The sequence below is a fragment of the Candidatus Aalborgicola defluviihabitans genome (genome assembly GCF_016705985.1).
Classification (GTDB): Bacteria; Pseudomonadota; Gammaproteobacteria; order Burkholderiales; family Burkholderiaceae_C; genus Allorhodoferax; species Allorhodoferax defluviihabitans.
In genome coordinates this window covers 246,046-266,736 of record NZ_JADJKN010000006.1, presented here as the reverse complement: position 1 = coordinate 266,736, position 20,691 = coordinate 246,046, and the positions used below count along the sequence as shown (strand labels likewise).

Annotated in this window: 19 protein-coding genes; 10 read left to right on the top strand and 9 right to left on the bottom strand. The window is 59.6% G+C overall.

What is annotated here, in order from left to right:
• Both IPI80_RS08880 and IPI80_RS08875 read right to left on the bottom strand, forming a co-directional pair.
• Complete coding sequence (locus IPI80_RS08880) at positions 1 to 3,159, bottom strand: efflux RND transporter permease subunit (protein ID WP_413859202.1); 3,159 nt, start codon at positions 3,157 to 3,159, stop codon at positions 1 to 3.
• A 12-nt stretch (positions 3,160 to 3,171) separates the two neighbouring features.
• On the bottom strand, positions 3,172 to 4,416 hold the full coding sequence (locus tag IPI80_RS08875; protein WP_413859200.1) for an efflux RND transporter periplasmic adaptor subunit: 1,245 nt from the start codon (positions 4,414 to 4,416) through the stop codon (positions 3,172 to 3,174).
• A 169-nt stretch (positions 4,417 to 4,585) separates the two neighbouring features.
• Here IPI80_RS08875 and IPI80_RS08870 point away from each other — a divergent pair, with 169 nt between their 5' ends.
• Entirely contained in the window at positions 4,586 to 5,251 is a 666-nt protein-coding gene (locus IPI80_RS08870; RefSeq protein ID WP_413859198.1) for a TetR family transcriptional regulator, read from the top strand.
• On the opposite strand, the gene IPI80_RS08865 is transcribed toward IPI80_RS08870, so the two are convergent.
• The gene (locus tag IPI80_RS08865; protein ID WP_413859196.1) at positions 5,199 to 6,443 is read right to left on the bottom strand and encodes an EAL and HDOD domain-containing protein; all 1,245 of its coding nucleotides are present in this window, start codon (positions 6,441 to 6,443) and stop codon (positions 5,199 to 5,201) included. The two genes, IPI80_RS08870 and IPI80_RS08865, sit on opposite strands and share 53 nt — an antisense overlap.
• Before the next feature lie 266 nt (positions 6,444 to 6,709).
• On the opposite strand from IPI80_RS08865, the gene IPI80_RS08860 reads away from it, so the two are divergent.
• Positions 6,710 to 6,844: a hypothetical protein gene (locus tag IPI80_RS08860; protein WP_413859194.1), complete on the top strand. Its 135-nt coding sequence runs from the start codon at positions 6,710 to 6,712 to the stop codon at positions 6,842 to 6,844.
• A complete protein-coding gene (locus tag IPI80_RS08855; RefSeq protein WP_413859192.1) occupies positions 6,844 to 8,022 on the top strand; it encodes an MFS transporter in 1,179 nt (392 codons plus the stop codon). The genes IPI80_RS08860 and IPI80_RS08855 overlap by 1 nt, the downstream gene beginning before the upstream one ends.
• 11 nt (positions 8,023 to 8,033) lie before the next feature.
• Here the strand turns inward: IPI80_RS08855 and IPI80_RS08850 are convergent, their stop codons facing one another.
• Positions 8,034 to 8,507: a PaaI family thioesterase gene (locus IPI80_RS08850; protein ID WP_413859190.1), complete on the bottom strand. Its 474-nt coding sequence runs from the start codon at positions 8,505 to 8,507 to the stop codon at positions 8,034 to 8,036.
• Between the two features lie 335 nt (positions 8,508 to 8,842).
• On the opposite strand from IPI80_RS08850, the gene IPI80_RS08845 reads away from it, so the two are divergent.
• Positions 8,843 to 9,154 carry a hypothetical protein gene (locus IPI80_RS08845; RefSeq protein ID WP_413859188.1) on the top strand — a complete coding sequence of 104 codons (312 nt, stop codon included), beginning with the start codon at positions 8,843 to 8,845 and terminating at the stop codon, positions 9,152 to 9,154.
• Between the two features lie 54 nt (positions 9,155 to 9,208).
• Here the strand turns inward: IPI80_RS08845 and yegQ are convergent, their stop codons facing one another.
• Positions 9,209 to 10,594, bottom strand: a complete 1,386-nt coding sequence (yegQ, locus tag IPI80_RS08840) for a tRNA 5-hydroxyuridine modification protein YegQ (protein WP_413859186.1) — start codon at positions 10,592 to 10,594, stop codon at positions 9,209 to 9,211.
• Positions 10,595 to 10,658: 64 nt separating this feature from the next.
• On the opposite strand from yegQ, the gene IPI80_RS08835 reads away from it, so the two are divergent.
• Entirely contained in the window at positions 10,659 to 11,831 is a 1,173-nt protein-coding gene (locus IPI80_RS08835; protein WP_413859184.1) for an FAD-dependent monooxygenase, read from the top strand.
• Positions 11,832 to 11,945: 114 nt separating this feature from the next.
• Here the strand turns inward: IPI80_RS08835 and IPI80_RS08830 are convergent, their stop codons facing one another.
• From IPI80_RS08830 to IPI80_RS08820, 3 genes are read right to left on the bottom strand one after another with little or no spacing between them, the layout of a single operon-like run.
• A complete protein-coding gene (locus IPI80_RS08830) occupies positions 11,946 to 12,257 on the bottom strand; it encodes a YkgJ family cysteine cluster protein (protein ID WP_413859182.1) in 312 nt (103 codons plus the stop codon).
• A 5-nt stretch (positions 12,258 to 12,262) separates the two neighbouring features.
• Positions 12,263 to 13,261 (bottom strand): ornithine carbamoyltransferase, encoded by a 999-nt coding sequence (gene argF, locus IPI80_RS08825; protein ID WP_413859180.1) that lies wholly within the window; start codon positions 13,259 to 13,261, stop codon positions 12,263 to 12,265.
• Entirely contained in the window at positions 13,258 to 14,475 is a 1,218-nt protein-coding gene (locus IPI80_RS08820; RefSeq protein ID WP_413859178.1) for an aspartate aminotransferase family protein, read from the bottom strand. Before IPI80_RS08820 ends, argF begins: the two co-directional genes overlap by 4 nt.
• A 208-nt stretch (positions 14,476 to 14,683) precedes the next feature.
• Between IPI80_RS08820 and IPI80_RS08815 the strand changes: the two genes are divergently transcribed.
• Both IPI80_RS08815 and IPI80_RS08810 read left to right on the top strand, forming a co-directional pair.
• Complete coding sequence (locus IPI80_RS08815; RefSeq protein WP_413859176.1) at positions 14,684 to 14,989, top strand: DUF3579 domain-containing protein; 306 nt, start codon at positions 14,684 to 14,686, stop codon at positions 14,987 to 14,989.
• A gap of 81 nt (positions 14,990 to 15,070) precedes the next feature.
• On the top strand, positions 15,071 to 15,691 hold the full coding sequence (locus IPI80_RS08810; RefSeq protein ID WP_413859174.1) for a class I SAM-dependent methyltransferase: 621 nt from the start codon (positions 15,071 to 15,073) through the stop codon (positions 15,689 to 15,691).
• Between the two features lie 126 nt (positions 15,692 to 15,817).
• Here IPI80_RS08810 and rpsT read toward each other — a convergent pair whose 3' ends face one another.
• The gene (gene rpsT, locus IPI80_RS08805; protein ID WP_413859172.1) at positions 15,818 to 16,117 is read right to left on the bottom strand and encodes a 30S ribosomal protein S20; all 300 of its coding nucleotides are present in this window, start codon (positions 16,115 to 16,117) and stop codon (positions 15,818 to 15,820) included.
• Between the two features lie 70 nt (positions 16,118 to 16,187).
• Here rpsT and murJ point away from each other — a divergent pair, with 70 nt between their 5' ends.
• The 3 genes from murJ to IPI80_RS08790 all read left to right on the top strand — a co-directional run bounded on the left by murJ (position 16,188) and on the right by IPI80_RS08790 (position 20,682).
• A complete protein-coding gene (murJ, locus tag IPI80_RS08800) occupies positions 16,188 to 17,747 on the top strand; it encodes a murein biosynthesis integral membrane protein MurJ (RefSeq protein ID WP_413859170.1) in 1,560 nt (519 codons plus the stop codon).
• A 19-nt stretch (positions 17,748 to 17,766) separates the two neighbouring features.
• Positions 17,767 to 18,612 carry a SirB1 family protein gene (locus IPI80_RS08795; protein ID WP_413859168.1) on the top strand — a complete coding sequence of 282 codons (846 nt, stop codon included), beginning with the start codon at positions 17,767 to 17,769 and terminating at the stop codon, positions 18,610 to 18,612.
• Between the two features lie 90 nt (positions 18,613 to 18,702).
• Positions 18,703 to 20,682: a M3 family metallopeptidase gene (locus IPI80_RS08790; RefSeq protein WP_413859166.1), complete on the top strand. Its 1,980-nt coding sequence runs from the start codon at positions 18,703 to 18,705 to the stop codon at positions 20,680 to 20,682.
• The last annotated feature ends 9 nt before the right edge of the window (positions 20,683 to 20,691 follow it).

Below are 20,691 nucleotides of genomic sequence, written 5' to 3'. Positions count from 1 at the left end.
TTATTCATGGTGGGTCTCGATGCCGACTTGGTGGGCATGTTCCATTTCAAACTGGTGTTGGCGTTCACTGCCTTTGAACAGGCCGCGCACCACCACGAAAAAGATCGGTACAAAGAAGACCGCCAGCACCGTGCCCAACAGGCTGCCACCGATCACGCCGGTACCAATGGCGCGCTGGCTGGCCGAGCCTGCGCCAGAAGCGATGGCCAATGGCAGCACTCCCAGCATGAAGGCCATCGAGGTCATCAGGATGGGGCGAAAGCGCATGTGTGCGGCGGCCAGGGCTGCTTCCACTGCGGTTTTGCCCTGGGCCTGCAGATCTTTGGCAAATTCAATGATCAAGATGGCGTTCTTGGCCGTCAAGCCAATGATGGTGATTAGGCCAACCTGGAAGTACACGTCGTTGGCATAGCCGCGCATCAACGTTGCCAGTACCACACCCAATACGCCCAGCGGCACCACCAAAATCACGGCCATGGGGATGGACCAGCTCTCGTACAGCGCCGCCAGGCACAGGAACACCGCCAGAATCGCAAAACCATACAACACCATGGCTTGGGAGCCGGCGAGTTTTTCTTCGCGGGACTGGCCAGTCCACTCAAAGGCAAAGCCATCGGGTAACTGGGCGGCCAGCTTCTCCATCTCTGTCATGGCATCGCCCGTGCTGTAGCCGGCTGCCGCGCTGCCACCGATGCGCATGGCAGGGTAGCCGTTGTAGCGCACCGTTTGCATGGCACCATTGATCCAGCGGGTGCTGGCAAAGCTGGATAGTGGCACTGGTACACCCCGGGCGTTGGACGCAGTCAAACGCAGAATGTCCTGGGGCTGCATGCGGGCCGTGGCGTCGGCCTGCACCACTACTCGTTGGAGACGCCCCTGGTTAGGAAAATCGTTGATGTAGGTCGAACCCAGCGCGGTGGAGATAGTGCTGTTGATGGAGTCAAAACTTACCAACAAGGCACTGGCTTTTTCACGATCAATGTCAATCTGCAACTGCGGCGCATCTTCCAGACCATCGGGGCGTACTTGGGTGAGAACCTTGCTCTTGGACGCCATGCCCAGCAGCTGGTTGCGTGCGGCCAGCAGTGCGTCATGGCCCTTGCCACCGCGGTCCTGCAGTCGGAAGGTAAAGCCCGATGCTGAGCCCAATTCAGGAATGGGTGGCGGGCTCAAGGGGAAGACGAATGCGTCACGGATGCCCATCATTGCACCAAAGGCACGGCCAGCCAGCGCCTGTGCAGAATGGGTCTCGCCTTTACGCTCGGACCAATCCTTGAGCGTCACGAATGCCAGCGCGGCGTTCTGCCCCTGGCCGGAGAAGCTGAAGCCCAGCACGCCAACCATGCTTTGCACTTCGGGTTGTTTGAGGAGGAATCCTTCAACCTGCTGCATCACGTTCAGAGTACGTTCTTGAGTTGCCCCGGGGGGCAGTTGCACGTTGACCAGCATGGTGCCTTGGTCTTCATTGGGCAGGAAGGACGCTGGTAAACGCAGGTACACCACTGCCACCACGGCAATGATGGCGCCGTAAATCAGCAGGTAGCGCGCTGCGCGGCGCAAGATGCGCGCCACCAGGCTTTCGTAGTTTTTGGCCGTGCTGGAGAAGCCACGGTTGAACCAGCCAAAAAAACCACTCTTGGCATGGTGGTGACCGGCCTCCACCTGTTTGAGCAGGGTGGCGCACAGCGCAGGTGTAAGCGACAGTGCCATGAAGGCCGAGAAGGCAATGGATGCCACCATCACAGCCGAGAATTGGCGGTAGATATTGCCCACAGAGCCCTTGAAGAAGGCCAGCGGCACAAACACCGCAATTAGCACCACCGTCACGCCGATGATGGCGCCCGAAATCTGGCCCATGGCCTTGCGAGTAGCCTCCAGCGGAGGCAGGCCTTCTTCGCTCATGATGCGCTCGACGTTTTCCACCACCACGATGGCATCGTCCACCACGATGCCGATGGCCAGCACCATGCCAAACATAGTCAGCACGTTGATCGAAAAACCCAGTGCCAGCAGGGTGGCAAAAGTGCCCAGCAGCGCCACAGGCACCACAATGGTCGGGATGATGGTGTAGCGCAAGTTCTGCAAGAAGAGGAACATCACCAAAAACACCAAGATCACCGCAATAACCAAGGTCTCGGCCACCTGTGTGATGGAAATTTTGACGAAGCGCGAGCTGTCAAATGGGATGCTCCAACTCACGCCCTTGGGGAAGTAGGGCTGCAACTCGGCCATGCGGTTGCGTACTGCCTTGGCCGCCGCCAGGGCGTTGCCGCTGGGCGAGAGCTGAACGCCAATACCGGTGGCTGGTTTGCCATTAAGGCGTGCCGAGGTGGCATAGCCTTGGGCACCCAGTTCGATGCGGGCCACGTCTTTCAGGCGCACGGACGAACCATCGGCATTGGCGCGTAACACCACGTTGCCAAACTGCTCGACGCTGTTCAACTGCCCATCGACCACCACAGTGGCAGAGATGGACTGGCCTGTGATGTTGGGAAGGTCACCAATCGCGCCAGAGGACACCTGGGCGTTTTGCGAGCGGATGGCGTTGTTCACATCCGCCGCGGATAGGTTGAAGCCGTTGAGCTTGGCCGGATCGATCCAGATGCGCATGGCACGCTCGGTGCCGAACAACTGCGCTTGTCCAATGCCGGGCAGGCGCTGGATTTCGGGCAGGATGTTGCGTGAGGCAAAGTCACCCAGTTGCACGATGTCGATGTCCGGGTTGTCACTGGAAAGCATGGTGAACAACAGGAAGTTGGAGCGTGCTTTGTCCACGCGCACCCCTTGCTGGTTCACGGCGGCTGGCAGGCGTGGTGCAGCGCGCGAGAGCCGGTTTTGCACATCAACCTGCGCCAGGTCCGGGTTGGTGCCCGTCTCAAAGGTCACGGTGATGGATCCTGTGCCATTGGCCTGGGCCACGGACTCCATGTAGATCAGGCCGGGCGAGCCGTTCATCTCGCGTTCGATCACGCTCAGTACGCTGTCCTCCAGCGTCTGGGCAGAAGCACCGGGGTAGCCGGCAGAAATCACGATAGATGGCGGCGCCACCGGAGGGTACTGTGAAATGGGCAACTGCGTGATGGCCACGCCGCCCATAACCAGAATGAAAAGGGCAATCACCCACGCAAAGATGGGTCGGTTGATAAAGAACTGGGCCATATACGGTGCCCCTTATTTGCTGACCGCAGCCGAGGCTGCCGATGCGGGTGCACCCGGTGCTGATGCGGCACTGGCATTCCACGGCACGGTCTTGACTGGTGCGCCGGGCACCATCATTTTCTGGAAGCCGTCAACGATGACTTGCTCACCGGGTTTGAGTCCGTCTAGTACGACCCACTGGTTACCCTGGGCATTGCCCACCTTGATGGGGCGTGGTGCGGGCTTGCCATCTGCGCCCACCACCAACACCGTGTCACCCTGGTTGGTGCGCGTGACAGCCTGTTGGGGCAGCAGCATGCCCGAAGGCAGTTCGGCCTGCGACAAACGCACCCGCACGTACTGGCCGGGCAGCAGCAAACCGTCCGGGTTAGGCACTTCGGCGCGCAGTGTGACCTGGCCAGAGGTGGGGTCCACCGTCAGGTCAGTGAACAACAGTTTGCCTGGTTGGGGCAGTTCGGTACCGTCTTCCAGTACCACACGCACGGCCACAGACCCGTCACCGGCGCTGCGCAATTGTTTGGACGCCATCGCCTTGCGCAGGAGCAGCACGTCAGTGCTGCTCTGGGTGAAATTCACGTACATCGTGCCGGTTTGCTGGATCACGGCCAATTGCGTGGCTTCGGCGGCAGTCACTAACGCGCCCTCGGTCACCAAGGCCTGGCCGATGCGGCCGGAGATGGGGGCGGTCACCGCGGCATAGTCCAGGTTGATCTGGGCTGTTTGCACGGCGGCCTTGCCAGCGGCCACATCGGCTTCGGCCTGCTTTTGCGCCGTTACCAGGGTGGTGAATTCCTGTTTACTGACGGCATTGGCTTCTACCAGTGGTTTGTTGCGCTCTACCTGCGCACTGGCCTGGGCCAGATTGGCTTGGGCACGGGCCATGGTGGCCTGGGCGCTGTCGAAAGCGGCTTTGTAGGGTGAAGAGTCGATCTGGTAAAGCAACTGGCCTGCCTTGACCTCGCTGCCCTCGCGGAACAGACGTTTCTGTACGACGCCGTTAACGCGCGCACGCACCTGTGCCACGCGCACGGCGCTGACGCGCCCCGGTAGCTCGGTTTGCAGGGCGACGACTTCGTTGGCCATGGTGACAACACCAACCGTGGCGGGAGGCGGGCCGCCGGCGCCACCGGCAGCGGGTGCACCATCTTTGGCGCCGCAGGCGGCCAAAATGGCCGCAATGGGCAATAAAGTCAACAGGGCAGGGTATATGGCGCCGGTACGGCGTTTGGAAACAGCAACAGTGCATGACGAGGACATGGAAAATCCTTTTGACAAAGATAGGGGAAACCGGGGCGCCATACGGGACTGGCGTGGTGGCGTCAGTCTAGATGAGCACAACAAATACTGCTGGCCATGGCGAATTTTGGTTTATTATACATACGTTGTTGAATGTATGTATACCAATTTTTGAAAAGACGAATGGAAAATGGCCCGCCGTACCAAAGAAGACGCACTGATCATTCGCGACCAGATTCTGGATGCGGCAGAACGCGTTTTCCAGCGCCGGGGCGTGTCGCGAACCTCCCTGCAGGAGATTGCGCAAGAGGCCGGTCTCACGCGCGGCGCCATTTATTGGCACTTTCAGAACAAAGTCGATGTGTTCCACGGCATGATGCAGCGGGTCACGTTGCCCATGACATCCAGTCTGACCAGTGAATCACTGGTGGATTGCGCCGACGCACTGGCACGTTTGCGCAAGATTGTGGCCAGTGCCTTTCACCAGACGGTGCACGATCCGCGGGTGCGACGCGTGTTCGAAATTGCCTCACACAAGGTGGAATATGTGGACGAACTACAGGCCGGGCGTGACCGGCATCTGACGGAGCGGGCAGGGTTCGTGGCCAATCTGGAGCGCCTGCTGGCGCTTGCCGTTGCAGCAGGTCAACTGGGGCATGCCACCCCGGTTGCCCAGGCAGGCGTGGGTTTGCATGCGCTGCTTGACGGATTGGCGCACAACTGGTTGCTGGATCCGCTGGCGTTTGATCTGGAAGTCGTTGGCATGCAGGCACTCAATACCTACCTGATGGGTCTGGGAGCGGCTAAGCCTGGGTTTGATCCGCCCAAATCAGCGCTTCCATCTGCGCAATATTGATCTGCCGGTAGGAGAGCTGTAGCTGAGAGGCTGCCAGGGCAAACGCGTCTCCATCGTCGCCTTCACAGGCAATGGTCATGTTCAACAGGTTGGTGAACGGGCCCTCTCCTGTCAACAGCGCATCTGTCACGACGTCATTCACGGACACCAGTGCCAATGCTTCTTGCATGGAACAGCCTAGCAACCGGTCCAGCAGGGAAAACAGACCAATCAGGAACGCAGGCTCCCGCTCATCAGGTGCAAGCAGGTCCTTGGCCAGCAGCTCCATCATCCGTGCGCGCACCACGGCGGCGGTACCGACCGCGGTAGGGCGCCCACCAAGCTTGGCGCTGATCAGCATGGCCGCCCACTTTTGAAGCTTTTCCAGGCCCAAGAGAGCTACGGCTTGCCCGATGGAGGCAACTTTTTGTTCGCTACCAAAGGCGGATGAATTGATGATACGCAGCAGGTTGAAGCCCAAGGCAATGTCCTTCTTGATGGCCGTCTCGACGTCTTCGATCGTTGGATCATCGTGCAACAAGTCGCAGAGCTGCAGTGCACTCACCTGACTGGGGTTGAGCACCTTGGTCTGCACCAGTTCCGGTTTTGAAAACCAGTACCCCTGGAAAAACAGGAAGCCGATTTCACGCAATGCCTCAAACTGGGCCGTGCTTTCGACCTTCTCTGCAACTGACAAGGCGCCGGTACGGGTGTGAATGGCATTGACCAGCGGCTTTAGCTTGGACGCTGCAACGGCGCTGCAATCCACTTTGACAAAGTCCGCCAATGCGTGCCAGGCCTTGTACTGGGGCGCCACCACGGTGTAATGAAAGGCCAAGCGAAAGCCACGCTTGCGCAATGCGAACAGCACCGGTTGCAACGCCTGGATTGTCTCGGCGTCGTGATTCTGGACCGGTGGCACCTCGATCACTGTGCGCTTGGTCGAAAGGAAGTCCCAGTGCGAGCCGGAAAGCCCTTCATGCGTGGTGTTAATAAAGAGGTCCGAGCGACGGTCGGCAATGGTTTTGCCACTTTGCACCAGAGAATGCAGCACCATGGACACGTCGCTGGCCAGTGAATGCACTTGATCAGTTTGAGAACGGTTGAAGAGCTCGTAGCCGACAATCGTCTTTTCGGCGTCAACAATCGGCTGTTTTTCAATGAAAAACGGCCAGAGCTGCGCCCCTTGGTCGGTTTCAAGTACTTCGGTCAATCTTAGTTGCTCCCGCCCCCGGCCGTCGAGGACGGTCCCCATATTTTGATATTTGATCGCTACAGAGTCAAGGATACTTGGTCTGGGTCCATTTTGCTGGAGCAACCTGTCTAGCGGGCTCGACACAACACTTTTTGCCGTGTATTCGCCGACAATTCGTGATCATGACACCCAACCCACGATTTCGCTGTCCGGCCTGTGGTTTCACGGTATTCAATCGGCGGCTGCCAACCTGTGAGTCCTGCAGTGTGCCTTTGCCGGAGGCCATGCGTCTGACAGAAGCCGAACGTGCCCGTATTGCACAGGACGAGGAACGCAACGCCCGCACGCGACAGGAACTGGCACGCCAGGCAGAAGAACTGGAGCAACAAAAGGAGCGACGCCGGGGAGACGGGGGCTGATGGCATCCAACCTTCCCAAAGAACGACTGCACCCGGACATCATCAAACTCGGTATCGTCAGTTTTTTGACCGACCTGAGTTCGGAAATGATCTTCTCGGTGTTCGCCATCTTTTTCACCACGGTGGCGGGGGCATCGGCCTCGCTCTTGGGCTTGATTGAGGGGCTGGCGGATTTTTCCGCATCTTCGCTGAACTACTTGGCCGGGTGGTTGTCGGACCGGGGCGGCAAGCGCAAGGTGTTTGCCGTGGCAGGGTATGGCTTTTCCACGCTGGCCAAGTTGATATTGCTGGTTAGCAACACGGTGTTGGGCATGAGCTTGTTTCGCGTGATCGAGCGCTTGGGTAAGGGCTTTCGCGGGCCGCCGCGTGACGCCTGGCTGTCGGCCATTGCTCCAAAAGAGTCGCGGGGCTACGCCTTTGGTGTGCACAAGGCGCTGGACAAGTCGGGTGCGGTATTAGGCCCCTTGCTGGCCTACGGGTTTTTGTCCTGGTTGGGTGAGTCGCCTGGCACCTACCGAATCTTGTTTTGGGTGGCTTTTGTGCCGGCGGTGCTGAGTCTGCTGGTGCTGATGCGGGTTCCAGAGCAACCGGCGGTCAGCCGCGCACACGAAGGCGTCAAGGACAACTGGCGCCTGCTAGCCCCGGCTTTCAAGCGTTTCCTGGTTCCGGCGGGTGTGTTTGCCTTGGCGTATTTCAGCCTGGGCTTTCTGTTGCTCAAGGCCCACGACGTGGGTTTTAGCGCTGCGCAAATCGTGCTGCTGTATGCCCTGTTCAACATTACCTGCGTGCTGGTGGCGCCGATGGCGGGCAAGCTGGGCGATGCCGTGGGCCGCGGCCATGTGGTGATGCTGGGCTACGCCTTGTATGGCTCCATCTGCCTGGGGCTGGTCTTTGCCAGCACACGTTGGGAGATGGTGGTGGCATTTGCCTTTTACGGATTCTTTTACGCCATCGAAGATTCGCAGAGCAAGGCATTCATTGCCGACCTGGAGCAAGACCGCCGTGCTACCGCAATGGGCGTCTACAACTTTGTGACCGGTCTGCTGTATGTGCCTGCCTCGCTGCTGGCCGGCGCGCTGTGGGCACTGTCACCCGCATTGGCCTTTGGCCTGGCAGCGTTGTTGTCTTTGTTGGCGATGGTGGCATTTGTGGTCATGAAGCCCGCCCGCCAGATTTGACGCTGCCCCATTCAGGCTGGCAAGGTGACACCAAAACTGTCTGGCATCTGCACGGCCACCACTTCGCCGCGTGCAGTGACTATGCCATTCACAATGACAGTGGTCTCAACAATCACCTTGCGGCCCTTGATTTCCTTGACGCGACCACGAATCTCGATCTGGTCAGTCAAAGGCGTTGGTTTCAGAAAGTCCACGTGGAGCGAACCAGTGACAAAGCGAAACGGCGGCAGCGTATCCATCTCGCGCCCATCGGTCCGGTACATGGCTGCAGCGGCGGTACCGGTGCTGTGGCAATCAATCAGCGATGCAATCAGGCCACCATACGCATAGCCGGGTACCGACGTGTGGTAGGGCTCGGGCTTGTAACGGGTGACCGTCTCTTCGCCTTCCCAGTACGTCTTGATCTGATGACCATGTGCATTGTGCTGGCCACAGCCGTAGCAGTGCGACACATTGTCAGGGTAATAGTCTTGAAAGGCTTTCATGAAATCTCCGGTGGAAAAGAAAGGTGCGGTGGGGAGCACCCGGTTTAGCGCTTATACGAGTATGCCTCCTTAAAATGGCAGCTACCTTCTGCGCTGAGGGCGGAACTAGCGGAGCCAATCCGCGGCACCCATTGCAAAGACTGGGATTGGTTGGGGAGCAGTCTCGTCTTACGTGACTTGGCGCAGTTCGATGTTGGGCGCGCGTTGCAACTCCCGTTGGGCTTGGGTGACCTGGTGCGACAGATCAAGGTGTTGTCAATGAGACTGGGAATCAGGCCTCAGTTCACATGTCGGGGTGATTTTTGGTTCTATCATTGCAGCAACAGGAGTAAATTATGCGTAGCCAAGTCAGCGTCAGCTTCAAGAATACCGCCCCCTTTCGCATTGAACTGAACCCCGAACAGGCGTTGGAGCGCGAAGTTGCGCGTCAGTGGCTGGACGAACAGTTCACCGCCATGGAGTGCGAGCCCTTGCGGGCCACCGGAAAACTGCTGATGGCCGACCGCGTGGTGGTCGTGGCCCAAGCTGCAGGCCCAGACAAGTTTGCCGATGCGCAATGGGCAATGGCCTTTGCCCAGGCAGCCAGTGCCGTACTGGGCAAGCAGGTGATCAATGTGGATGCCGATTCCCTGGTCATTACTTACTAAATAGACCTATAGCCCTCTTAAATACTACGTAAGCAGCTATCAGAATAGGAGCTATCAACTCGGAATCAGCCGTGCCAGCAGGGCTCCGGCATAGCGTTCTTCCAGCGGAATGCGCACCTGTAGCGGGCTTCCGGGCGCAACTGTGATGGCCTCGCCATCCAGGTTGCGCATCTGCTCCAGAGTGACGATATGGTTGCCGCTGGGGTGAATCACCTCGATCTGGTCGCCGACCAGAAATTTGTTTTTGACTTCCACTTCGGCCCAGCCGTCGGTGATACCGCGTACTTCGGCCACCAAGTGGCTGTGGCCAATGTCCGAGTGCCCGGTTTCGTAGTTTTGGTAGTCTTGTGAAGGGCGGCGCTCCAGAAAACCGCTGGTAAAGCCGCGGTTGGCCAAGCCTTCGAGTTCGGTGATGAGTTTGGGGTTGAAGGGGCGCCCGGCCACGGCGTCGTCAATGGCCCGCCGGTAGGTTTGTGCAGTACGGGCCACGTAATACAGGCTTTTGGTGCGGCCTTCGATCTTGAGCGAGTCCACACCAATTTTCGCCAGGCGCTCCACGTGCTCCACCGCGCGCAGGTCCTTGCTGTTCATGATGTAGGTGCCGTGCTCGTCCTCCATGATGGGCATGAGCTGGCCGGGGCGTCCGGCTTCTTCAAGCAGATAGACCTGGTCGGCGGCCGGGTGGCGTTCACTGCCACCGCAGGCGGCAAACGAGGATTCTGCCTCTTGCTGTGCTTCGTTGAAGCTGAATTCGGCCTCCATCTTGACGGCAATGGCCTCGCCGGTGTTGGGGTCGGTGTTGCTGGCCTGGGTGCTGTAGTTCCAGCGGCAGGCGTTGGTGCAGGTGCCCTGGTTGGGGTCGCGCCGGTTGAAGTAGCCCGACAGCAAACACCGGCCCGAATAGGCAATGCACAGCGCGCCGTGCACAAACACTTCGAGCTCCATGTCGGGGCATTCCTGGCGAATTTTCTCAATTTCGTCCAGGCTAAGTTCACGCGACAAAATAATGCGCGTCACGCCCACCTTTTGCCAGAACTTCACGGCCATGTAGTTCACCGTGTTGGCCTGCACCGAGAGGTGGATGGGCACTTCGGGGAAGTGGCCTTTTTCCATGCCCTCGCGCACCATCATGATGAGGCCAGGGTCGGCCATGATGATGCCGTGGGGGCGCATCTCCAGCACGGGGGTGATGTCGCGCAAGTAGGTGCGCACCTTGTCGTTGTGCGGCAGCAGGTTGCTGGTCAGAAAGAACTTTTTGCCACGCGCATTGGCCTCTTCAATACCGGTCTGAATTTGTTCCAGGCGGAATTCGTTGTTGCGGGCGCGCAAGCTGTAGCGGGGCTGGCCGGCATAGACCGCATCGGCGCCAAATTCGTAGGCGGCACGCATTTTGTCCAGGGAGCCGGCGGGCAGTAGGAGTTCGGGGGATTTGAGGCTCATCCCCGTATTGTCCCGCAGTGCGTGAGTGCCGACGCATCTGCAAGTTTGGCATCACAATACCAGCATGCAAAAACAAGTACTGATCGCCGGTGGCGGCATCGGCGGGTTGGCGGCGGCGCTGGCCTGTTCGCGTGCTGGCTGGACCGTGCAGTTGTTGGAACGGGCCCATGAGTTTGGTGAAGTGGGTGCCGGAATTCAGATGGGCCCCAATGTTGTGCGCGTGCTGCACGATTGGGGGCTGGGGCAAGAATTAAGCCGCTTGGCAGCATTTCCAGACATGCTGCGCGTACGCAACGCGGAAACGGGCGAAGAGCTGGGGCGCTTGATGCTGGGCGAGCGTTCACGCACGTTGTATGGCGCGCCCTATGCCACTATCCACCGCGCCGATGCCCACAAGCTCTTGCTATCGGCAGTGCAACAAAATGCGGACGCCGAATTGCACCTGGGCCAGTGGGTAGAAAATTACGTCGATAGCGATTACGGCGTACACCTGCGCACCCTGGACGGTATCGAGCTTGAAGGCCAGGCGCTGATTGGTGCCGACGGTCTCTGGAGTACGGTGCGGCAATTGATGCTCAATGACAACGCTCCCCGCGTGACCGGCCACTTGGCATATCGGGCGCTGATTGCCCAGCGCGATCTGCCCGGCTACCTGCGCAGCCAGCAGGTGACGGTCTGGATGGGGGCAAACCTGCACGTGGTGCAGTACCCGGTGCGCCGGGGCCACTGGCTCAATGTGGTGGCCATCGTCAACGGCGAGGTCAATGGGCAGGTGGATGACTGGGACCACGAGGCCCATGCGCGCGACCTGCAACTGGCCATGGGTGCCACCTGCAACCGGTTGCAGGATTTGATAAGCGCCATTCCAAACTGGCGCCTGTGGGCCCTTTGCGACCGCTTGCCCATGACCAGCGCGCGCCAGCATGCGCAGGGACGGGTGGCCCTGCTGGGCGATGCGGCGCACCCCATGCGCCCCTATATGGCACAGGGTGCCGGTATGGCCGTTGAAGATGCGGCCTGCCTGCAGAAGGTGTTGTCAGCGTCCGACATGCCCATGGAAAAGCGACTGGCGCAGTACGCCAAGCAGCGCTGGCGGCGCAACGCCCGGGTGCAGTCAAGGTCTATCCGCAACGGGCAAATCTTTCATGCCACGGGGTTGGTGCGTTGGGGGCGTGACATGTCCATGAGCCTGTTCGGCCAGCGCCTGCTGGATGTGCCTTGGTTGTATCGTGGCTGAGCGAGTTTGGCGCGCCGGTGCGTTTAACGCTGCATGCGCACAGGCTGATCGCGCGAATTTCCCCACTGGTCCTCGCCGGGCAGTTTGCGGCCACCATACTCTGAGATTGGGTGTTTAAAACCCTTCCAGCGCCGCCAACCCGTGCCGATTGCGTGCCCGGTTGCATGCATCGCTGCCCTCGGCGAACTCGCGACAGGGCGAGGGCCTCCACTCGTAAATGCCGCAAGCAATGGTTGCACCGATCTTGCCTGTCAGCGCCGCACAGCGGGGTGGTGTGTGGTCGGTGCCACGCATGCGGCGGGTGCTCGACGTAACCTCTACGACCAACCCATCGGGCACGCTACCGCCGCGTTCTTGGGTTTCAAACACCGAAAAATCCACCCGAAAACTCGCACAGCAGGCGCCGCAGCTGGTGCAGGCACTCATGGCGGTCAGTCCTTGCGGCCCAGCAGCAGGTATTCCATCAGCGCCTTTTGCACATGCATGCGGTTTTCGGCCTCGTCCCAGACTACGCTTTGTGGCCCGTCGATCACCTCGGCCTGCACCTCTTCACCCCGGTGGGCGGGCAGGCAGTGCATGAACAGGGCATCTGCTTTGGCAACGGCCATCATCTCGGTGTCCACACACCAGGCGGCAAAGGCTTTGCGGCGGGTTTCGTTTTCGGCTTCATAGCCCATGCTGGTCCAAACGTCGGTGGTGACCAGATCAGCATCGGCACAGGCTTCCAGTGGATTACTATAAATTTTATAGCTACCTGCGCCCATTCCATGAGGGGTAACGGCCACTTTTTCATCCAACTCGTAGCCGCTGGGGGTACTCACACGCAAGTGGAAACCCAGGGTGGCTGCGGCCTGCAGCCAGGTGTTGGCCATGTTGTTGCCGTCGCCTACCCAGGTGACGGTTTTGCCGCGCAGGTAGTTGGGGTCGATCTGTCCGTTGGCGTCGGTGCCACGGTGCTCCAGAAGGGTAAACAGGTCCGCCAGAATCTGGCAAGGGTGGAACTCGTTGGTCAGCCCGTTGATGACCGGCACGCGTGAATTGGCAGCAAAGCTTTCAATTTTGGTCTGCTCGAAGGTGCGGATCATCACGATGTCGGTCATGCGGCTGATGACCTTGGCGCTGTCCTCGATGGGCTCGGCGCGGCCCAACTGGCTGTCGCCGGTGGTCAGGTGCACCACGCTGCCACCCATTTGGTACATGCCGGCCTCGAAACTCACGCGTGTGCGGGTGGAGGCCTTCTCAAAAATCATGGCCAGCGTGCGGTCACCCAGGGTGTGGTGCCGGGTGAAGGTCTTGAACTTCTGCTTGATCAGCGCCGCACGGGTGAACAGGTAGTGGTATTCATCCTCAGTGAAGTCAGCAAACTGCAGGTAGTGGCGAACTGGCGGCGCGCCTTGGGGCAGGGTGCTTGGGATGGCCTTGGGGTTCATGCCGATTCCTTGAGCAAGGTCGTGATCAGTGGGCAGAGAATCGCGACCACTTGGTCGGCCTCCGCTGCGGTCATGATGAGCGGGGGCACCAGCCGGATTACGCTGTCGGCCGTTACGCTAATCAAGAGGCCCGCGTCGGCGGCGCGCTGCACCAGGGCGGCGCAGGGCTTGGACAGGTCGATGCCCAGCATCAGGCCCATGCCACGGACTTCTTTCACCGCGCCACTGGCCAGCTCGGCGGCAAGGGCATTCTCCAGGCCTACTTTCAGATGGGCGCCTACTGTTGCCGCGTTGGCCAGCAGGTTCTGTGCTTCCATCACGCGGATGGTTTCCACCCCGGCGCGCATGGCCAGTGGGTTGCCGCCAAAAGTGCTGCCGTGGTTGCCTGGTGCAAAGATTTTGGCAGCCTTGGGGCCAGCCACCACCGCACCCACGGGCACGCCCGAGCCCAGGCCTTTGGCCAGTGGCATCACGTCGGGCTTAATGCCCGCCCACTGGTGGGCAAACCATTTGCCGGTGCGACCCATGCCGCACTGCACCTCGTCAATCATCAAGAGCCAGTCGCGCGCATCGCACAGATCTCGCACATCGCGCAGGTAGTCCATGTGCATGGGGTTGACGCCGCCTTCGCCCTGGATGGCTTCAAAGAACACGGCCACCACATTGGGGTTGTTGGCGGTGGCGGCCTTGAGCTGATCGATGTTGTTGATCGGCACGCGAATAAACCCTTCCACCAGCGGGCCAAAGCCGGCCTGCACCTTGGGGTTGCCGGTGGCGCTGAGGGTAGCAATGGAGCGGCCATGAAAGGCCTTCTCGTACACCACGATCTCGGGGCGCTCAATGCCCTTGTCGTGGCCAAATTTGCGCGCCAGCTTGAGGGCACATTCGTTAGCCTCCAGCCCGGTAGAGCAGAAGAATACATTGGTCATTCCCGAGCGTTCGACCAACAACTTGGCCAACTCTTCTTGCAAAGGGATGTGGTAGTAGTTGGAGGTGTGGATCAGCTTGGTCACCTGGTCCTGCAGGGCCGCCACCAACTCGGGGTGGTTGTGGCCCAGGGTGTTGACGGCGATGCCACCGAGCGCATCCAGGTACACACGGCCATTCACATCCCACACGCGGCAGCCTTGGCCATGGCTCAGGGCGATGGGCAGTCGACCGTAGGTGTTCATCACGTGGGGTGAAGACGGCGTGGTGGCGGGTGCGGCGGTCATGCGGTAACTCCGGAGTTGGCTACAAAAGAAGGCGGCCCAACGATGGTTGGGCCGTTGAAGCCTGATTTTAGGCGCATCAACCACCCGCGATGGTGCTGGTGGTGGTTGGCGTGGATGTTCGGGTGGCAATCCAGTGCATCCTTCCCGGTTGTCAAGTTCACGACAGCATCATGGTTAGAATTCTTGTGCGCTGCAACACGTCCAAACGATGGCAACACCACCCTCCCAAGAGCTCTACATACTGGGCATCAACCACCAAGGAAAGACGTTTCGCCCCAGCGATTGGGCCGAGCGGCTGGCAGGCGTGATGAGCCAGTTTCGCCCGGGTGGACCCCAACCCGGGAGCCACCTGGGTTACTCCCCTTGGTGCGTGCCCACATCGATTGGGGCGACCAAGTGCGTCATCATCCACCGCGATCTGCGTGATCACGATGTCATGGCTTGGGATTTTTGTGTCAACTTTGCCAAAGACAATGACTTGCAGGTGAGTGAGACGCGCCCAGAACCGCTGTAAGCACTCCCGCTCCGGTCTGGCCTCGGTGTCACAATCCTGCAAGCGTTGAGGAATGCCGTCGAGAATCGATTGGAGATTGCCATGCAAAGCAAGGATCATTGGGAAAAGGTCTATACCACCAAGGCAGCGGACAACGTGAGCTGGTTTCAGGCCCACGCGGAACTGTCCATGCGCCTGATCCGCGAGAGTTGCCCACGGCGCGATGCCGCCATCATCGATGTGGGTGGTGGGGCGTCCACGCTGGTGGATGAACTGCTCGACGACGGCTATCCCAACGTGACGGTGCTGGACCTGTCCAGCGCGGCGCTGGCGGAAAGTCGCCGCCGTCTGGGTGTGCGCGGAGAGACGGTGCGCTGGATGGAAGCCGACATCACCTGCGCGGAATTCGAACCCCACAGTTTTGACCTCTGGCATGACCGTGCAGTTTTCCATTTCCTGACTACGAAAAAGGACAGGATCGCCTATGTGCGGCAGGTCTTGCAGGCGGTGAAGCCCGGTGGCCACGTCATCATGGCGACTTTTGGCAGTGACGGCCCCACACAGTGCAGCGGCCTGCCCGTGATGCGTTATGCACCCGACGAGTTGCACGCTGAGTTTGGCGATGCCTTCACTCTGCTCGCGCACGAAGAACAGTTGCACCACACCCCTTTTGGCACCGACCAGCAGTTCGTTTACTGCATGTGCCGCAAGATGGTGGCATGAGTTTGCGGTGAAGCGCCAACAAAAAGCCGTTCAAGGAACGGCTTTTTTGCTTTGCTGGCAGCGCACCCGGTACAAACGGCAGATCCCGAAAGATCCGTGCGGTTGCTTAACTCGTGTTGAAGTGAGTTAGGCGGCGAGGGCCAAGGTTTTCACCTTGGCAGACAGGCGGCTCTTGTCGCGAGCGGCCTTGTTCTTGTGGAAGATACCCTTGTCAGCCACGGTGTCCACCACGGCTTGCATCTTCGCAAACAGTTCAGTGGCGCGGGTTTTGTCACCGGCCAGAACTGCCTTCTCGACGTTCTTTACAACGGTGCGGTATTTGGAACGCAAAGAGGTGTTTGCTGCATTGATTTTGACGTCCTGACGGACGCGTTTGCGGCCCGACGCCAGGCGCGGGTTCTTTTTCTTGGGTTTTGTAGATGCCATTGTTTAATTCCTAGTGTTTGAGGATGATGCCAGCAAAGCCGAAGATTATACCCCGGCTACACTTGGTGCCGTGAGCCTCCTCAAATCCGCCTCCACCGTTTCCCTGCTAACCCTGGCGTCGCGCATTACCGGGTTGGTCCGCGACATGCTGATGACCTCCACCTTCGGGGTGAGCGCCATGACAGACGCGTTTTGGGTGGCCTTTCGCATCCCCAACATGCTGCGTCGCATGTTTGCCGAAGGCGCCTTTAGCCAGGCTTTTGTGCCCGTTTTGGCGGGCAGCAAGACCACAGAAGGGGATGAGGCAACCCACGGGCTGATCAACGCGGTCGCCACTTTGCTGACCATGACGCTACTGGTCACGTGTGTGCTGGGGATCGTCGGCGCCCCGGTCTTGGTTTACCTCTTGGCCAGCGGCTTGAAGCCCGAGGGTTTTGACGCGGCGGTGTTGATGACGCGCTGGATGTTCCCCTACATTGCCTGTATGTCCATGGTGGCGCTTGGTGCAGGGGTGCTAAACACCTGGAAGAACTTCGCCATTCCCGCCGCCACGCCGATGTTGTTGAACGTGGCCATGATTACAGCGGCATGGCTCGGGGCACCGTGGTTCAAGCAGATGGGAATCGAGCCGATCTACGCCATGGCCGGTGGCGTGATGCTGGGAGGGCTGTTGCAGCTGGGTGCTATTTTGATCGCGTTGTTGCGCATGGGTTTAGCGCCAAGAATCAGGCTTAGCTGGACTGCCGCCCGCGCCGCGTGGGCACAGCCCGCTACCAAAAAGATAGTCTATCTGATGGGACCGGCGTTGTTGGGTGTGAGCGTGGCGCAGATATCGTTGTTGATTAATACGCAGATTGCCTCGCACCTGCCCACTGGTTCTGTGAGCTGGTTAACCAGCGCAAGTTTGCTGATGGAGTTCCCCACTGCCATGTTGGGCGTTGCACTGGGCGTGGTACTGATGCCGCAGCTAGCCGCCGCCAAGGCTTCTAACGACAGCGACAAGTTTTCCGAGATGATTGACTGGGGTCTGCGCTTGGTCGTGTTGTTGGCGGTGCCCAGCGCGGTTGCTTTGGTGACCTTTGCCCTGCCGTTGGTGGCGGTTATTTTCCACAATGGCAAATTCTCGGACAGTGACGCGATGCAGGCCACGGTTGCGTTGATGGGCTATGGCTCAGGCTTGCTCGGCTTGGTGGCTATTAAGGTGTTGACCCCTGGCTACTTTGCTAGCCAAAACATCAAGGGCCCGGCCCTGATTGGACTCGCGGTACTCATCATTACCCAAGCGTTGAATCTTGTGTTTGTGCCGCTTTTGGCGCATGCTGGCTTGGCCTTGGCGATTGGTGTGGGCGCCATGGTCAACGCGCTATGGCTGTTGATTGGACTTTTGCGTAACCGCACCTATATTCCCCAACCCGGATGGGGTCGTTTCGCTTTGCAAGTGCTGGCGGCCAGTGCCCTGCTGGCGGTGTTTTTGATGTGGTCCAGCGCGTCGCTGCCCTGGCTGGCCATGAAGGCCGAGAAGTTAAAGCGAATGGGGTGGCTAGCCCTCGTCGTTTCTAGTGGTGTAGCTATCTATTTCATAGCGATTTGGGCTGCTGGGTTAAAACTGCGACAATTCATGCGACGGTAAATCCGTGAGGGTTGACTCCATGCATCTGTCCTTTGATCCCCCTACTGCGCTGGACTATTTCGCCTCCCTGGTGGAAAGCGATGGCGAGTTCCCGCTGTTTGAAGCGGCGGTGAGTCTGGGACACGACGAATATCCCGACCTGGATGTGCAAACCGTGCTGGGCGAGGTGGACCAGCTGCTGGCCCGCGTGCGCCGGCGCATGGCGCTTGACGCCGGGCCAGTACAGAAGCTACGCACCCTCAACCAATTCTTCTACCGGGACCTGGGCTTTGCCGGCAACCTGAACGACTACTACGACCCGGACAACAGCTTAATCCACATCCTGCTGCACACCCGCCGTGGCATCCCCATTACGCTGGCGGTGCTGTGGATGGAGTTGGCGCAGGGGCTGGGGTTGTCGGTGCGCGGCGTGGCGTTCCCCGGCCACTTTTTGATCAAGGTGAACCTGCCCATGGGCCAGGTGGTGATTGATCCCATCAGTGGCAAGTCACTGAGCCGGGAGGATTTGTCCGAGCGGCTGGAGCCCTACCGTCAGCGCATCGGCCTGTTGGACGAGCTGGAGACTCCGTTGGGTTTGTACCTACAGACCGCTCCCGCGCGCGACACCATTGCCCGCATGCTGCGCAACCTCAAGGAAATTTACCGCTCGCAAAGCGACTGGCAGCGCATGCTGGCTGTGCAGGAGCGGTTGATCATCTTGCTACCCGAGTCCTGGTCCGAATTCCGCGACCGTGGCCTGGCCCACGCCGAGCTGGGGCACACCGAGCAAGCCCTGGCCGATCTGGAATGCTACCTGGTGCATGCCGACGACCAGATCAACCTGGACGCCATTGTCGATTGGGTGGATGCCCTGCGCCGTTCCTGAAGCCTCTGGCTCCACGCTACGCGGGTTGCTGCCTATAATCCCGCAGCCCGCGAACCCAGAAGGTTGAAGTGGGACTTTTAAGGATTGCCCATGAAGCTTCAGACCCCATTGCTTGCGGCCCTGGCCGCGTTGGTTTTTTCACCCACCATGGCAGCTCAGCGCGGCGCCATCGCCCAGCCCAGCGCCCAGCAGATTCCGAAGCTGTGCGCGCAAAGCATTGCCCAGGCCCGCACCCGCATTGCAAAGATCAAGAAGCTGCCTTTGCAGCAAGTCAGTGCCAAGACCGTGCTGCATGCCTGGAATGCGCTGGATATGGGCTTGCAAGACATTGGTGGCCCCATCGGCCTGCTGTCCGAAACCAGCACGGACCCCGCTGTGCGCAAGGCCGCCGAGGCCTGCGACCTGCTGCTGTCGGCCCTGCCCAATGAATATTTGCAGAGCGAGGCGCTGTTCCAGCGCGTCAAGGCCTTGCAAACCACGGATCCGATTGACGCCATGGCACGGCAAAGCATCCTTGACGATTTTGAGGAGCGCGGCGTGAGCCTGCCAGCAGTCAAGCGCGAGCGGGCCAAGGTCATTTTCGAGCGCCTGGACAAGCTGTCGCAGGACTTTGCCCGCAACGTGCGTGATACCAAGACCACGCTGGCGTTTTCTGAGGCAGAACTACAAGGCGTACTGCCCAGTGCGCTGACTGGCCGGGCCAAGGATGCCCAGGGCAACTACCTGTTTGGTCTGGACTATCCCGAATACGACGCCATCATGAACAACGTGGTGGTGGATGGCACGCGAAAGAGCTTTTGGATGGCCTTTCAGCAACGCGGCGGCCAGCCCAATCTGGATTTGCTCAAGGAAGCCGTGCAGCTACGCCTGGAGCTGGCCCAGTTGATGGGTGAAACCAATTTTGCCGACTGGACCATCAAACGCAAGATGGCCGGTTCTGCCCAGGCGGTGAGCCGCTTCCTGGATGATGTGAACGGCCGCGTAGAGGCACTGGAGCGCAAGGAACTCGACGCCTTGCGGGTTGAAAAGGTGTCTCTGACCGGTGACAAGGACGCCGTGCTCAAGCGCTGGGATGTGTCGTTGATGCAGCAGCGCCTCAAGAAGGCACGCTACAGCGTGGACCAGAACGAAGTGCGCGCCCAGTTCCCCACCGATCCCACCATTGCCTGGATGATGCAGGTCACCAGTCAGTTGTACGGTGTGCAATTCAAGCCCAACAAGACATTGCCCGTATGGCAGGCCGATGTACGTGCCTACGACGTGTTCGACAACAAGAGTGGCAGGTACCTGTCGAGCTTTTACCTCGACCTGTTCCCGCGTGATGGCAAGTACAAACACGCCGCTGCATTCCCGGTGCGTGGTGTGTCCGTGTTGGCGGGGCGCACACCAGTGTCCGTGCTGGTCACCAACTTTAGCCGCGAAGGGTTCGATCAGCGCGAGCTGGAAACGCTGTTCCACGAGTTTGGCCACATCATGCACGGCGTGTTGTCGCAAACCCGTTACGTGCTCAATGCCGGCACAGGGGTGAAACGTGACTTTGTTGAAGCGCCTTCGCAGATGTACGAAGAGTGGTCGCGTCGCCCCGAGACCTTGGCCTTGTTTGCTGAGGTTTGCCCGACCTGCAAACCGATCGACCCCAAGCTGATCGAGCGCATGAACGCTTCGCGTGCCTTTGGCAAGGGCCTGCAATATGCACGCCAGCGCCTGTACGCGGCGTGGGATATGTCCCTGCACACACCCACTCTGGTGGACCCGATGCAGGCCTGGATCGACCTGGAAAGCAAGACACCGCTGGGTTACGTGCCCGGCACCATGGTGCCAGCCGGTTTTGGCCACGTCATGGGTGGCTACCAAGCGGGTTATTACGGCTACATGTGGTCTGAAGTGCTGGCGCTGGACATGCGCTCGGCCTTTGGTGACAACGTGATGGACCCCGCTGTGGGCGCTCGCTATCGCCACCTGATTCTGGAAAACGGCGGCCAACGTGCACCGTCCGAACTGGTGGAGGCTTTCTTGCAGCGCAAACCGTCGCCGGATGCTTTTTTCAAGGAAATTTCCGGACAGCAGTAACCAAGGACG

Bases quoted from the DNA above. Each gene is read 5' to 3' on its own strand.
- IPI80_RS08880 (WP_413859202.1), bottom strand. From the start codon at position 3,159: ATGGCCCAGTTCTTTATCAACCGACCCATCTTTGCGTGGGTGATTGCC.
- IPI80_RS08875 (WP_413859200.1), bottom strand. From the start codon at position 4,416: ATGTCCTCGTCATGCACTGTTGCTGTTTCCAAACGCCGTACCGGCGCC.
- IPI80_RS08870 (WP_413859198.1), top strand. From the start codon at position 4,586: ATGGCCCGCCGTACCAAAGAAGACGCACTGATCATTCGCGACCAGATT.
- IPI80_RS08860 (WP_413859194.1), top strand. From the start codon at position 6,710: ATGCGTCTGACAGAAGCCGAACGTGCCCGTATTGCACAGGACGAGGAA.
- IPI80_RS08855 (WP_413859192.1), top strand. From the start codon at position 6,844: ATGGCATCCAACCTTCCCAAAGAACGACTGCACCCGGACATCATCAAA.
- IPI80_RS08850 (WP_413859190.1), bottom strand. From the start codon at position 8,507: ATGAAAGCCTTTCAAGACTATTACCCTGACAATGTGTCGCACTGCTAC.
- IPI80_RS08845 (WP_413859188.1), top strand. From the start codon at position 8,843: ATGCGTAGCCAAGTCAGCGTCAGCTTCAAGAATACCGCCCCCTTTCGC.
- yegQ (WP_413859186.1), bottom strand. From the start codon at position 10,594: ATGAGCCTCAAATCCCCCGAACTCCTACTGCCCGCCGGCTCCCTGGAC.
- IPI80_RS08835 (WP_413859184.1), top strand. From the start codon at position 10,659: ATGCAAAAACAAGTACTGATCGCCGGTGGCGGCATCGGCGGGTTGGCG.
- IPI80_RS08830 (WP_413859182.1), bottom strand. From the start codon at position 12,257: ATGAGTGCCTGCACCAGCTGCGGCGCCTGCTGTGCGAGTTTTCGGGTG.
- argF (WP_413859180.1), bottom strand. From the start codon at position 13,261: ATGAACCCCAAGGCCATCCCAAGCACCCTGCCCCAAGGCGCGCCGCCA.
- IPI80_RS08820 (WP_413859178.1), bottom strand. From the start codon at position 14,475: ATGACCGCCGCACCCGCCACCACGCCGTCTTCACCCCACGTGATGAAC.
- IPI80_RS08815 (WP_413859176.1), top strand. From the start codon at position 14,684: ATGGCAACACCACCCTCCCAAGAGCTCTACATACTGGGCATCAACCAC.
- IPI80_RS08810 (WP_413859174.1), top strand. From the start codon at position 15,071: ATGCAAAGCAAGGATCATTGGGAAAAGGTCTATACCACCAAGGCAGCG.
- rpsT (WP_413859172.1), bottom strand. From the start codon at position 16,117: ATGGCATCTACAAAACCCAAGAAAAAGAACCCGCGCCTGGCGTCGGGC.
- IPI80_RS08795 (WP_413859168.1), top strand. From the start codon at position 17,767: ATGCATCTGTCCTTTGATCCCCCTACTGCGCTGGACTATTTCGCCTCC.
- IPI80_RS08790 (WP_413859166.1), top strand. From the start codon at position 18,703: ATGAAGCTTCAGACCCCATTGCTTGCGGCCCTGGCCGCGTTGGTTTTT.